The 12,262-nt window shown below is 44.2% G+C and carries 14 protein-coding genes; 3 read left to right on the forward strand and 11 right to left on the reverse strand.

All coding sequences use genetic code 11. The features are described 5' to 3' along the window. Nucleotide 1 precedes the first annotated feature (1 nt). The 10 genes from QTO06_RS09140 to QTO06_RS09185 form a co-directional block, all read right to left on the reverse strand. Nucleotides 2-1,210 (reverse strand): AAA family ATPase, encoded by a 1,209-nt coding sequence (locus QTO06_RS09140; protein ID WP_331407540.1) that lies wholly within the window; start codon nucleotides 1,208-1,210, stop codon nucleotides 2-4. A gap of 12 nt (nucleotides 1,211-1,222) precedes the next feature. Next, on the reverse strand, nucleotides 1,223-1,747 hold the full coding sequence (locus tag QTO06_RS09145; protein WP_208444502.1) for a TadE/TadG family type IV pilus assembly protein: 525 nt from the start codon (nucleotides 1,745-1,747) through the stop codon (nucleotides 1,223-1,225). Next, nucleotides 1,744-2,193 carry a TadE/TadG family type IV pilus assembly protein gene (locus tag QTO06_RS09150; protein WP_331407542.1) on the reverse strand — a complete coding sequence of 150 codons (450 nt, stop codon included), beginning with the start codon at nucleotides 2,191-2,193 and terminating at the stop codon, nucleotides 1,744-1,746. Before QTO06_RS09150 ends, QTO06_RS09145 begins: the two co-directional genes overlap by 4 nt. Before the next feature lies 1 nt (nucleotide 2,194). Beyond that, on the reverse strand, nucleotides 2,195-3,466 hold the full coding sequence (locus QTO06_RS09155; RefSeq protein WP_039840232.1) for a pilus assembly protein TadG-related protein: 1,272 nt from the start codon (nucleotides 3,464-3,466) through the stop codon (nucleotides 2,195-2,197). A 25-nt stretch (nucleotides 3,467-3,491) separates the two neighbouring features. Continuing rightward, nucleotides 3,492-3,716, reverse strand: coding sequence for a hypothetical protein (locus QTO06_RS09160; RefSeq protein WP_009707503.1), 225 nt, complete (start codon nucleotides 3,714-3,716; stop codon nucleotides 3,492-3,494). A 12-nt stretch (nucleotides 3,717-3,728) separates the two neighbouring features. Then, nucleotides 3,729-5,189, reverse strand: coding sequence for a type II and III secretion system protein family protein (locus tag QTO06_RS09165; RefSeq protein ID WP_009707504.1), 1,461 nt, complete (start codon nucleotides 5,187-5,189; stop codon nucleotides 3,729-3,731). A gap of 7 nt (nucleotides 5,190-5,196) precedes the next feature. After that, complete coding sequence (gene cpaB, locus QTO06_RS09170) at nucleotides 5,197-5,952, reverse strand: Flp pilus assembly protein CpaB (RefSeq protein ID WP_331407546.1); 756 nt, start codon at nucleotides 5,950-5,952, stop codon at nucleotides 5,197-5,199. A 12-nt stretch (nucleotides 5,953-5,964) separates the two neighbouring features. Further along, entirely contained in the window at nucleotides 5,965-7,278 is a 1,314-nt protein-coding gene (locus QTO06_RS09175; protein ID WP_331407548.1) for an AAA family ATPase, read from the reverse strand. A gap of 67 nt (nucleotides 7,279-7,345) precedes the next feature. Then, entirely contained in the window at nucleotides 7,346-7,834 is a 489-nt protein-coding gene (locus QTO06_RS09180) for an A24 family peptidase (RefSeq protein ID WP_331407550.1), read from the reverse strand. Further along, nucleotides 7,834-8,007, reverse strand: a complete 174-nt coding sequence (locus QTO06_RS09185) for a Flp family type IVb pilin (protein ID WP_331407551.1) — start codon at nucleotides 8,005-8,007, stop codon at nucleotides 7,834-7,836. Before QTO06_RS09185 ends, QTO06_RS09180 begins: the two co-directional genes overlap by 1 nt. Nucleotides 8,008-8,338: 331 nt before the next feature. Here QTO06_RS09185 and QTO06_RS09190 point away from each other — a divergent pair, with 331 nt between their 5' ends. Continuing rightward, the gene (locus tag QTO06_RS09190) at nucleotides 8,339-9,064 is read left to right on the forward strand and encodes a helix-turn-helix domain-containing protein (RefSeq protein ID WP_331407553.1); all 726 of its coding nucleotides are present in this window, start codon (nucleotides 8,339-8,341) and stop codon (nucleotides 9,062-9,064) included. A gap of 153 nt (nucleotides 9,065-9,217) precedes the next feature. Further along, nucleotides 9,218-10,909, forward strand: a complete 1,692-nt coding sequence (locus QTO06_RS09195; RefSeq protein WP_331407554.1) for an AMP-binding protein — start codon at nucleotides 9,218-9,220, stop codon at nucleotides 10,907-10,909. A 73-nt stretch (nucleotides 10,910-10,982) separates the two neighbouring features. Here QTO06_RS09195 and QTO06_RS09200 read toward each other — a convergent pair whose 3' ends face one another. Beyond that, a complete protein-coding gene (locus QTO06_RS09200) occupies nucleotides 10,983-11,192 on the reverse strand; it encodes a DUF1127 domain-containing protein (protein WP_331407556.1) in 210 nt (69 codons plus the stop codon). A 99-nt stretch (nucleotides 11,193-11,291) separates the two neighbouring features. Between QTO06_RS09200 and QTO06_RS09205 the strand changes: the two genes are divergently transcribed. After that, nucleotides 11,292-12,221: a LysR substrate-binding domain-containing protein gene (locus QTO06_RS09205; protein WP_331407557.1), complete on the forward strand. Its 930-nt coding sequence runs from the start codon at nucleotides 11,292-11,294 to the stop codon at nucleotides 12,219-12,221. Nucleotides 12,222-12,262 lie beyond the last annotated feature (41 nt).

Genomic DNA, 12,262 nt, shown 5'->3' on the forward strand with positions numbered 1-12,262 from the left:
ATTAAGAAAAAAATTTCTTAATCCAACTTTGATTTTCCTTGGTTGGGCTTTCCAATAAATGTGAGATTTCAGCCAAAGAAGCTTTTATCGCACTATTTTTTTTAGATTGAACAATTGGGTTACCTAAATTTGCACTCTCGATTGCAATAGCAAAGTTATTTGGAACTAAATGAATAGAGTGCCCACCAACAGCGCTTTCAATGTCTTTTAATGAAATGGTCGATTTTTTCTCAAAGCGATTCACAATAAGTTCGACCTGATGATTATTTAAACCATAGTCTAGTTCTAAGGCTCTCACGTAATTTACTGCGTGTTTTACTGACGTAACGTTCTGCTGCATGACCAAAAATATATGGGTAGCTGGCGAAACGATTTTTTGGAATACATGTTCAATCCCATGGGACATATCGACAATAATATGTGAATAAAACTGTCGAAGAATAGGTAATAACTTGCTGACTTCATTAGCATAGTTGTAATTACCTTGTAAGTTTCCTTGATCAAAACACAAATAATTGAGTCCAGATGGATGCTTGTAAACAAGACCCTCTAGCGACAATTCATCGAGGTCATTAACCGAATCGATAACATCATTGATGTTGTATTTTGGCTTACAGTTTAAATAGTCTGCCGCATCACTAAATTGCATGTCCAAATCGATGAGCAACACATTGCTCTTGGCATAGCTGGACAACTCAATCGCAGTATTAAGCGCCAGTGTCGTTGCGCCTGAGCCGCCTTTTGTGTTGATAAACAAGGTCAGGTCACCCATCTTCTTGTTATAGACTTTTTCTTCTGCCGTTGATTTGAGTAGCGGATATAACTCACCTAAATCCGCCGAACGTGAAAAGTGGTCCGTTGCTCCAAGACGTAATGCCATCTTGAGAGATGCAGTATCCGTTTCATCGCCAAAGACAATTAACGCGGTATGGTTGTGCTGCAAATTGCTGTCACTGGAGTACACATGTGCGACTTTTTGCGCCCAGTTATCCCCCGTTTCAATATAAATAAGATCTGGAATTTGTTTATTTCTCACCAAATCGACATTAAATAAATCAAGTTCTATCCATTCAACATTGACATTGACGCATTGAGACAGCTCATTGGTTAAATGCAGCTTAAAATTTGACGTAGAATATACGACCCAAACAATCAAGTTTGTTTTAAGGTTTTTATAGTTTTCATTATTCATTTTCACTGGTTTCAGCATACTGCTACTCCATCAGCAATTTTCTATATCGTCCGTTCCTGCACCTTCCGGTCTTAACACCCCTAAACTTTCGGCTGGTAATATGGTTTCAAACGCAGGTGTTGTCCCTACTGCATTAATTAAAGCAGCCAAAACAAAAAACTGGAAAGTGTAATTTACGGCTCGAGCACGAACGTATTTTATTTGTGAGAATTGAGCGCCTAGTACAGAGTCATCAGCGGGTGGGGTAGATAAAAAGCCAGACACATCGACATTCGCCCCTGTGGCATCGAGGTAAGTGATTTCTAAATTATTCGCACTAAATCCTGAGGGGTACAGATCTGATACTGCGGGTAAGTTAGGAATATCATCCCGATCTGCGATGTAACATACCGTCGCTAATCTGGCCGCTCGACGCGTCACTTCATTGACCATCTGAACAGAAAAGAAGTACACCGCAAACTCCATGATCAGAAAGAGCACTAATATGACGGCCAATGCGATAAGAGAGAACTCTACTTGGGTAACACCTTTTTGCTTAAAGCGATTAATGATCATGGCCCAGTCCTCATCGTCGTTGTTGCACCGATACTGAACTGCAATGATTGACCGGAGAACGGTAAGGTAGAAAAGATAGGAACATAATTGTAAGTCGCAGAAAGTGTCACGACCTTGTTGGCCAATGTAGGCTGCGTAATCGTGATGTCACCGACGGATATATGATCGATGATCGGCGTCGTACTCGCTGTTGGGCTGCCGTAAACGACGACATTTTTAATGCTCGTTTCATCGGCTATGGCGTCAAAAGTTAGCGTGCCATACGTGTCGACAACCGCATAACGAGCACCATTTTGTAGGGCTTTATTAACCTCAGTGTATTGAATAAAAGCTCGACACACATCAATCACCAGCACAGTAAGCATCAGCAATATTGGCAGCGCCACAATAAACTCAACGATCGCGAGGCCCGCTTGTTTTTTTTGCTTAATAGTTTTATTCAACATATCAAGATGCCCCGCTAAACGGATCTTTGTAGAGTTGGATGCGATAGAAGCCTTTGTCTGTCGGATCAACACCAGTAGAGCCGTTATTGATTAAGCAATCATATAAGAACTGCCCAAATACTGAAGATTGTCCTGAGTTACTCACTTTCTGTAATAAGAAGAAACAGCCAAATCCCAAAACATCAAAGTCAGTTTTACCTGTCGACTCGGTGCAGTTGACAATAGGAATGCGCAAAATACGACGTCCATTTAATCCGCCGTCACCCATGTAGCTCGAAGTATCACACGGAGACGAACCACCACTACATGCACTAAGCTCTTGTAAGTAATTTGCGTAATACAAATTACCGGCATACGTCTCATCCGTTGCCGCTAATACGTCGGGCTCTCGTACATACTTATCCGGCAAAACAGTACCATCATTTTTGATCGGCCCAGAAAAGTCGTTCAGCCGAACATTTAAACCTTGAGCGACGGGACCAGCACTATTACCAGGTTTGGTTGTCACCGTATCGCCTATTGCAGCGCAACCGTTATAGGCACCGGACAAAGCATCTCTCACTAATGCAGCACCGCTGTTGCCTGTCCCTTGACCAAAGTCCAATAGTTGGAAGTTACCGGGCCCCATGTCTGTATTGTTCTGGTCTCCGACTTTTAGTTCATGTACCAAAGATGGATCCGTGTCCACATTAGGATCATAGTTAGCAGGTTTATATCCCCATGCATCTTCTGCACTGCCTGTCGGCTCACCACACATGGCGATCGGCGTCAGGTTGCATGACTGGGTAAACCCTGCACTTCGCCCAGCCATTGCACTTGCCGAAATGTTTTTGTTAATCCCAAACACACCACTCAAAAACTGTGTCAATCCAATCTCGGTAACAGCAACACGAACGTAGATATCATAAGCGCCAGCAGGAGCAGTAAAACTCGCGGCGTCAACAAACGTCGTTCTATCAAGTGAGAAAGTTATGGATGTATTACTGTCATCAAACACCAGTTCTGAGTTACCGGACGAAGCACTAATACCGTTCAATGTGGCAGTTGCAACGGCCTCTGCCGCTACCACGTCGCCATTTTCATCTGCGGCAACCGCGCCAGCCAATGCCGCCGCATCAACGGCATTTTGAAGACGCGTTTTATTTAGGACTTGGTGGTTAAGGTCAATACCAAACGCCGCCACGCCCAATAGGATCAGCAATACCATGCTGATCAGCACCAAGGTAATCCCTTTTTGGGTTCGTCTTGTTGCCCTTTGCATTTTCCGTCGCATAGCCCCTCCTAAGTGAATAAATCACTTAATCATCTTTGGCTACCCCATTATTGTCGTATACCTCTAAACTCGTTTGCGTACGTTGTCCGCTACCTTCTGGTAAATATCCCAAATTCTCATACCAAGCTTCTGGATTAAGAGTTTGCTCTGCACGCAATTGACTGACAGAGATACCAAGCTCAGGGTCATTCGCACAGCCAAACAAGCCGAATGAAGTGAAACAAATGGTCATTATCATTATGTTTTTCATCTTATTCTCCACTTATAAGCTGTGCCCAAATTTGCCCTCAGAGCCACCATCTGACGAACCAAACTGATCGAAACTTTCAAACGTTTCTTCTTCTCTTATGTCGTTGAGTTGGTATCGGTCGAAATCCAACTCAGCACCTTTACCCAACAAATAAAACTCAACATCGTTAGGGCTTACAAAACCGTCGGTCGGCAAGGTAATACGACGACGGTCAATAGGTGTTGCAAGTCTTGGAGTAACTAGGATCACAAGCTCAGTTTCACCAGAAGTGAACTCTTCACTCTTAAATAGTCGGCCAAGTACCGGTAAATCACTCGCTCCCGGAATACCATCGGCAACATTACGTGCGTTCTCACTCAATAAGCCCGCAATACCAATCGTCTGTCCATCAGCAAGCTCGATGGTGGTACCTGCACTTCGTTTAGTAATCGGTGGGATGAAAAAGGTCGCATTCACTTCATTAGGATTAAAGGTCAACACACCTGAGTTGGAGATTTCACTGACGTTGACGTTCATCTTTAGATTGATGCGCTTATCACTCAAGATGTACGGAACAAAGTCCAGTTGTACACCGTACTCTTTGTAGTCAATGGTAATACCATCTTCGTTTGGTACAGGGATTGGAAACTCACCACCAGCAACAAACTCGGCTTGGGTTCCGCTCAGAGCCGTCAAGCTTGGCTCGGCAAGGACTTTTGCTACACCGTTTTGACGCGCAACGTCTAACGCGAAGGTAAACAGTGTATTACTGTCGATAAAGGAACCGAGGAAACCAAAATCATCCACTGCAGGCACATTTAGAATTGGCCCAATATTGTCGATGCCACCACCAGCGGTAGTTGCCCCCCAAGTGAAGTCTCCGCTTTTCTGGAAGAAGTGGAAGTTGGAATCAAAACGACGTACTAACGTGCGCTGCACTTCGGCAACCGTGACTTCTAGAGTAACCTGTTGCGCTCCACCAATGTTCAAGAGGTTAATGACCATGCTGTCGTCTCTTGAATCGTCTTCCCCTTCATCCGCAGCATCGCCTGCGGCAAAGGTTTCAGCAATCTTAACCGCGGTATCCATGTTTTGCTGAGTACTGACCAAACCTCTTAACACGACTTTTTCTTGGGCGCTGTGCACCTCAATACTTTCATCTGGTAAGAATTGATAAAGTTTGGATTTTAGGGTGTTTAAGTCGTGAGTGACTTCAACGTTAAACTGCTCAATTAAGCGGCCTCGACTGTCCCAAACAGACACATTGGTTGTTCCAAGCTTTTTGCCCACTAAGAACAACTCATTAGAACGCAGCACAATAATATCCAGAACTTCCGGATCCCCTAACGTCACTTTTTTCGCTTTACCCGAAATAATCAATTGTGTTGATTGGTGGTGTGCAACGCTAACTAACTTCCCTGACTGCGCAGGCGCTGCATTTACAGACAAGCTGACAAAAAGTAACTGGCTAATGAGTAATATTATTCTTTTCATAAGTCACCTAATTACTGACTCGGACATTCGATGCCTGAGATCCCTTAATAATGGTCACACTAGGTCGAGGTGTATATTTGCGTGCAACAGGTGGTTTATCGACTTCATGAGGGTTACGTAATGCAAGTTGAATCTTGCCCTTACTATTCTCCGATAAGAGTTTTTCCGCTTCTTTTGGTGTGACTTCTAACGTCACTGCTCGAACAATAACTGGCTTGTTATCGTTGGTTTTTGCGGTTTGGTCGACGGCCAGTACTTTAATATTTTTGAGCACGGTTTTAGTCGAAGCACTTTTCCCCTTACCCGAGCTGATGGTATTGAGGATATCAACCTTGTTACCCGGAAGTAGGAAACCAGCCACACCAATAACGTCGTTAACACGAATGGTAATCGCACGTTTGTTTTCAGGGATCAGGGCTGCTAATGTCGCCCCTTCACCAGGTAATGCAAGTCGGTTTGGGTTCACCATTTCACCGGAATAGATGGTGTTGGCAACAATGCGCCCCAACGCTTGCTCAGAGACTTTTAAGGTGTCTTCTTCAATCCATTCCACTTCCATTAACTTGGTCGTGAGGTGTTTTTCTTCTAAAACCGTTCCTGGCTCCAGCTCCATAGCGGCCACTAATACTGGGTGCCTTTCTATCTCTTCAAGCTCTACTGTTGGTTGGTTTTGCCCATCAATCCACTGCTTTGCAATCAAAACAGCCGCAAGACCAAACACAATGGAGAGCAGTAATAGCATGACAACTTGCGTCTTACTCATAACGAAATCTCCCTATTCATCCACTGTAAAATACAGAGCCCAAGCACGGGTTAGTGTGTCTGCAGAAACAAGCTTCTTTTTGTCTTCAAACACTAAAATATCGCGGCTTATCCCTAGCAAATCTTTTGGCAAACATGGAAAGAAAGGGACGTTGTTGTCGCGGTGCAATTGATGCAACTGGTCGAAAAAATCTGGGGCAAGCGCCATTTTTAAGTCGCCAGACAAACTCAACCATAGCGCCTTGTAGTCCTCAGGGCTCAAAGGGCTAAACTCGATTTTGTATCCTAGACGGCGCAGAAAGGCAGGATCGGCTAATTGGCTCGGGGCAAAGTTAGATGAGAACGCTAATGTCAACATGAATGGCACGGTTACCTGCTGACCATTAGGTAGAGCCAAATGGTCATAAAGGTATTCCATAGGAACAATCCAACGGTTTAGCAATGCATCGACGGGCATGGCCTGGCGCCCCAAGTCATCAATGACCAAAATGCCGTTGTTTGCCATCATTTGCAGAGGTGCATTCCAGACTCGGTTATGTTCACTGTGGTTGACTTCCAACATATCCATGGTTAGCTCACCACCAACCTGAATATTTGGGCGCTCACACAGAACCCAGCGTTTGTCATAGTGAGTTTCGAGCTTAACAAACACTTTAGAATGGGAGTTGTCCAACCGACGATGGTGCTGCTCAGAAAACACCTTGATGATGTTCCCATCAGCATAAACGGCATAGGGAATGAACACAGACGTGCTCATTGCGTTGAGTACTCTTGCCGCAACGTAACTTTTCCCCGTACCGGCATGGCCGTAGAGTAACATTGCTCGGCCAGAGTTAATGGCAGGCCCTAAAATAGGAATCAAGCGCTCAGAGCCAAAAACGTCAGTAAGAGCCCGTTCAACATCCACACGAGTGATAGGATGCTTACGAAGATCTTGCCCTTCCACCACTTCCCAGTACTCTTCCAAAGAAACTGGAATTGGGCCAACATAAGCATCTTTACGAAACGCAATATCGGCTTCCGCTAAACCAAGCTCTGTCAGACTGTACCGAACGTTTGTGTAAGAGTTAGACAATTTATCTGCTGTCGGCTGATACACTTCAACCCAACTGCGTTTTCTCAGTTGCGCTAAAGCTAAATCAACGATCGTAGAAACAACGCCCAACCGTTGAGTCAACTCGACCAGATCGATTTTAGGAAAAGCAGAAAGATGTTTGAGTACCAAATTTTCGACAACCGAAGCCGGTATGCCGAGCCCTTCTACGTTTGGTGGTACTTTAGGCGGCGTTATTTGTGGCACGAGTTTATCCCAATACACAGACCCCATGACAATTCCCCTCTGTCGTTGCCTAGTCAACCGATGTCTAACGCCAAGTTATTTATTTTTATTGGATTTAGTTTAAGTAAGAAAAGTAAGCTAATCCGATAACGATCACGGGAGCAAAAGGAATAACTAATGGTTTTGATGCTTTTAACCCGGGCGTTACTTTTTCCAAGCAATAGCCTTTGACTTGGTCGGATAGATTGATAGTAGAAGACGCAATATGGAGAGCGAGATAAAAAAGGCTCACTACTCCACCAGCCATCACAATGCCTAATGACGCTTCTCCTAAGTTGCTCAGCCCTATCCAAGCCCCCAATACGGCGAGTAACTTAACATCTCCCCCAGCCATCACTTTGGATAAGTACAAGACAAAGCAGACTGCAAACGCAACAAGCCCACCATACAAATGATCTAGACCATTCGAATTAGGAACGAGTACTACGCTTGCAGCGACTACTGCTAATAAAAGCAATACTGCTTTGTTCGGGATCTTATGCTTTTGTGCGTCAGATACCCCTATGGCGAACAGTAATGACCAAATGACGATCTCTAATGTCATTACGAATTGCTGATTCTGGAAGCAACAGATGTAAATTTACTTGATAAAGTGTCCCAGAAGCCTGAGGTCAAGAATGCTGTAACGATAAGTGCCGCACCTAAGATGTATTCTAGAAGCGTTAGACCTTCTTCGTCTTCCATGAAGTCATTGATTAGTTTGCGAAAGTTTTCCATAAGATTTCCCCTCTTTAACAGTCTCGCTTGTTGATGATTCGACGCGTGGGTGTGTCTGAATCATGACTAAACCTTAGTCATCGAGAATATTGGGGGTTAGGACTTTTTTGCCAAACACTAGCACTTTCTTGCTAGATCTGCTGGCAAAGCACGAATGTAGCACTTTTGAGACACCTCTTTGGGTGATATGTGACACATCTCACACTTGCAGACTTTCTATATAAGCCTAAGCTTAATAAACGAAAGGTTTAGTTTTTGCTCGCAAGGATGCGGGACAGTTGAAGCCTTCTACGAACACCCTTCGGCAAAGTTCACTATAAATGGAAATAATATGACAGAACTTATCAAAGCCTACTGGATCGGACAAAGCCCACAAGCTCTTAATCACGATTTTCGTTCAGAGCTGGAAAAGTCCTTTACTCTCATTAAGAGCGAAGGAGATGTCTCTGTGCTAAGCGACAAAGAGTTCACTCACTTCTTTTACTGCCCAACATCGGAGCATCAATGTTTACAAAAGAGTTTGTTGACCCTTTGTGAGAACCTAGATAAAAAGCTCATCGTGATTCATGACGGAGAAGACCATAACAGTCTCCCCCCGAAGCATATTGTCGCCGAATATTGCAAAACAAACGCATGTTCACCGAACGAGTGGATATCACAAGTAAAACTCAAGTACTTCTCATCTACGGCACTCGGTGAGCAATGTTTGTCATCCGACACCATGCTATCAAAAAGCGGCAAATCAAACTTCGTTGATGTGGTTCATTACATTGCAAATAATGTCCATAAAGACTTAAGAGAAGAGGAAGCTGCGGCACTTTGCCACTACTCTCCGAACTATTTTTCTAAGCTTTTTCGTAGAAAAGTTGGTATGTGTTTTCGTGATTACGTCACAGAAAAGCGTATTTCTCTCGCGAAGAAGATGCTACTCGAAGAGGACTCGATGAAGATCGCCTATATCGCTTATCAATGTGGCTACCGAGACGTTTCATATTTTTCTCGTATCTTTAAAAAGAAAACTGGATTCTCCCCTGCGACCTATCGGCAACAATTTTAAGTAATGATAACTACGGCGACTTTATCCCCTCTAACGCTACCTTTCCCACAGAATTCATTAAAATCCATTCCCGTATAATGATTTAATATGCTAAAGTTAACAATGTTTTAACAACTATAAATACAAACGAGAGAAGACATGGAGTCATCTACAATGAATCAGCCTAACCTAGAACATACCGCTGGTTGCGCTCTCCCGCCGCCGAATGAAATGATCCTTAAATGGGCAGAGGAACGCCCAAATGAGGTTTACTTAAAGCAAATCATTAACCGACAATTTGTTGAATTTACTTACGCTGACGTTGCCGATAAGGCGCTTAAACTGGTTACAGCCCTACGTAACTTGGGTGTACAGCCCGGTGAAAAAGTCGCATTAGTATCGAAAAACTGCGCAGAGTGGTTCATCTGCGATTTAGCCATGATGCTTGGCGATTACGTGAGTGTGCCAATTTTCCCAACAGCCGGTGCAGACACCATTGAGTACTGCGTTACCCACAGTGAAAGTAAAGCTCTGATCGGCGGTAAGCTAGATGATCCTACTGCCACTCAGCAAGTAGTCGATTCAATGCCAGATTTAATTAGCATTGCACTTCCTTACGATACGGCGCCGAAATGCCAATATCAGTTTAACGAGATTATTGCAGACGTTGAGCCAAGCGCAGAGCGTCCGCAACACCATGATGACAAGCTAATGTCTCTCGTTTACACCTCAGGTACGTCAGGCCTGCCAAAAGGGGCAATGCTGACGTACGGTGCGTTCAGCTGGTCCGTTCAGCAACTGATCAATCATATTGGTATCCAAGAAAACGACCGATTGTTCTCTTATTTACCACTCGCTCATATCACAGAGCGCGTATACATCTTTGGTTCATCGATTATGGGTGGTGTAACCACAGCATTCCCTGAGTCACTCGATACCTTCATTGAAGATGTCAAAATGCATCGCCCGACACTCTTCATCTCTGTACCTCGACTATGGACATTGTTCCAACAACGTATTCAAGACAAGCTTCCACAGAAAAAGCTCAACATTCTGTTGAAGATCCCATTCGTTAATTCATTGATTAAGAAGAAATTGGCGGATGGTCTCGGCTTAGATCAAGCCCGCGTCCTTGGTTGTGGTTCTGCCCCAGTGTCGCCAGCACTACTTGAGTGGTACCGCAGTGTTGGTCTAAACATCACTGAAGCTTGGGGGATGACAGAGTCTTTCGCCTACAGCACACTAAACTACCCATTCCGCGCCGATAAGATTGGCTCTGTGGGCAATGCCGGACCAGGTATTGAACTTAAGATCGCTGACGATGATGAGATCATGGTTCGCGGCAAAGGGCTGTTCTCTGGCTACTACAAAAATGACATCGCGACACAAGAGTCGTTTGACTCAGAAGGATGGCTTCATACTGGTGACATTGGCTCAATTGATGCGGATGGTTACCTCACCATTCAAGGTCGTAAAAAAGACACCTTCAAGACTGCCAAAGGTAAGTTTGTTGCTCCTGTGCCTATCGAGAAGAAGCTGTTTGAGTACAGTCGAGTCGAAATGATGTGTTTGATCGGCTTAGGCTTACCTGGACCAATATTATTGGTTGTGCCACATGACTTCCCGAACTTTGATAAGGAACGTTACGCCCGCACAACACGTAAGGTTGTCGCTCGCATGAACCAAGAACTTGAATCGCATGAGCAAATTAAAGGGGTGTTGATGATCCAAGACCCTTGGAGTATCGAAAACGGCATTCTGACTCCTACCTTGAAGATCAAACGCCACGTTCTTGAGCAGAAATATCATGAAATCGGACACAACTGGCCAAAAGGCGAACTGGTTGTATGGGAAGAAGATTTATAATCTCTTACTCACACTCCGAGAACCAACAATTCAAACGCTCCCATAAAGGGAGCGTTTTTCATTCCCACGTTAATCAATCCCGCCAAAACGGTTTCTGAATTTCCTTTTGGACTTCAGTTTCGTTGTAACCGATATCATCCAAAAGGTGGCGAGGTAATTCAGACAAATGACGTCGTGTACGGTAGTTCTTTCTCCATACGGCTAATTTAGAAAAGATATACTGAACTAAACTCTTGCTTGGCTTAGACGCTAGCTGGCCACAGGTTTGCGTTGCGTTGTTCATATATCCTCCTCGATTTATTCACATTGACCACTTAATAATCAGTGACTACCCTGCTATTCTCAAACGATAGAATCTGACACTGAGTTAAGGAAAACTAATGTGAAAGAACGTATGCCTCCGTTACAAGGGCTGTACTACTTCTACATCGCGGCAAAGGAAGGCAGTTTTAAAGCCGCTGCCAAATACTTATTTGTCACACCAGCAGCGATTAGTCAGCAGATACGTCAATTGGAAGAGTTTCTCAGTACCGACTTATTTGTCCGCCAACATCGAAAGATACTCCTTACCGCAGAGGGGGATTTACTGTTTGCCCAAGCAGAGCGAGGGTTCAACCACCTTCAGCAAGGTGTACGGTTGATTAATCAAGATCCCAACCCGAATCACCTCTCCATCTCCACGCTGCCCTCTTTTGCACACCATTGGTTAGTACCAAGAATCACCGCTTTTCGGCAGCGTCACCCGGATATATCTTTACTGATGGAACCAACCAACGAGTTGGTGTCATTTCAAGACAGTCAGATAGACCTTTGCGTTCGCTATGGTCATGGATACTACCCGAATCTCGAATCACAATGGCTGATGGATGAAGTCTTCTACCCTGCCTGCCATCCCATCTACCAAAAAGAGCATGGTATCTACAGCGTCCAAGATTTAAATAAAGCAGAGTTGATCGAAGATTTATGGCCGGACTTAGACTGGAACATGTGGCTCAACACATTAGGTCATAAAGCGGCAAAACCAACGCTCAAGTACAGTGGCTCGCATTTGGTTTTAGAAGGTGCTCTTTCGTTGCAAGGCGTAGCGTTGGTCAAGCACAGCTTGGCTTATCGATACATCCAAGAAGGAAAACTGGTAAGAATTGGTGACATAGGCATTCAGCCTAAGTATGCCTATTACCTTTGCGCGCCGACAGGATATTTGAAGCGTCAAAAAACACAGTTATTTAGTCAATGGATAAAAGAAGAGATTGCTGAATTTGAACGCAGTACCGTTCGAGACTTTGAAACGATTCAATTAAAAGAAGAATGAAGTAAGCAATAAATTTTGGAAAACATCAGCTCCGTTCAGAT

The organism is Vibrio sp. M260121, from assembly GCF_036533715.1.
Lineage (GTDB): Bacteria > Pseudomonadota > Gammaproteobacteria > Enterobacterales > Vibrionaceae > Vibrio.

Excerpts from the sequence above, each read along its gene's own strand:
- QTO06_RS09160 (WP_009707503.1), bottom strand. The coding sequence starts at position 3,716 with ATGAAAAACATAATGATAATGACCATTTGTTTCACTTCATTCGGCTTG.
- QTO06_RS09165 (WP_009707504.1), bottom strand. The coding sequence starts at position 5,189 with ATGAAAAGAATAATATTACTCATTAGCCAGTTACTTTTTGTCAGCTTG.
- cpaB (WP_331407546.1), bottom strand. The coding sequence starts at position 5,952 with ATGAGTAAGACGCAAGTTGTCATGCTATTACTGCTCTCCATTGTGTTT.
- QTO06_RS09145 (WP_208444502.1), bottom strand. The coding sequence starts at position 1,747 with ATGATCATTAATCGCTTTAAGCAAAAAGGTGTTACCCAAGTAGAGTTC.
- QTO06_RS09180 (WP_331407550.1), bottom strand. The coding sequence starts at position 7,834 with ATGACATTAGAGATCGTCATTTGGTCATTACTGTTCGCCATAGGGGTA.
- QTO06_RS09185 (WP_331407551.1), bottom strand. The coding sequence starts at position 8,007 with ATGGAAAACTTTCGCAAACTAATCAATGACTTCATGGAAGACGAAGAA.
- QTO06_RS09175 (WP_331407548.1), bottom strand. The coding sequence starts at position 7,278 with ATGGGGTCTGTGTATTGGGATAAACTCGTGCCACAAATAACGCCGCCT.
- QTO06_RS09155 (WP_039840232.1), bottom strand. The coding sequence starts at position 3,466 with ATGCGACGGAAAATGCAAAGGGCAACAAGACGAACCCAAAAAGGGATT.
- QTO06_RS09140 (WP_331407540.1), bottom strand. The coding sequence starts at position 1,210 with ATGCTGAAACCAGTGAAAATGAATAATGAAAACTATAAAAACCTTAAA.
- QTO06_RS09150 (WP_331407542.1), bottom strand. The coding sequence starts at position 2,193 with ATGTTGAATAAAACTATTAAGCAAAAAAAACAAGCGGGCCTCGCGATC.
- QTO06_RS09195 (WP_331407554.1), top strand. The coding sequence starts at position 9,218 with ATGAATCAGCCTAACCTAGAACATACCGCTGGTTGCGCTCTCCCGCCG.
- QTO06_RS09190 (WP_331407553.1), top strand. The coding sequence starts at position 8,339 with ATGACAGAACTTATCAAAGCCTACTGGATCGGACAAAGCCCACAAGCT.
- QTO06_RS09200 (WP_331407556.1), bottom strand. The coding sequence starts at position 11,192 with ATGAACAACGCAACGCAAACCTGTGGCCAGCTAGCGTCTAAGCCAAGC.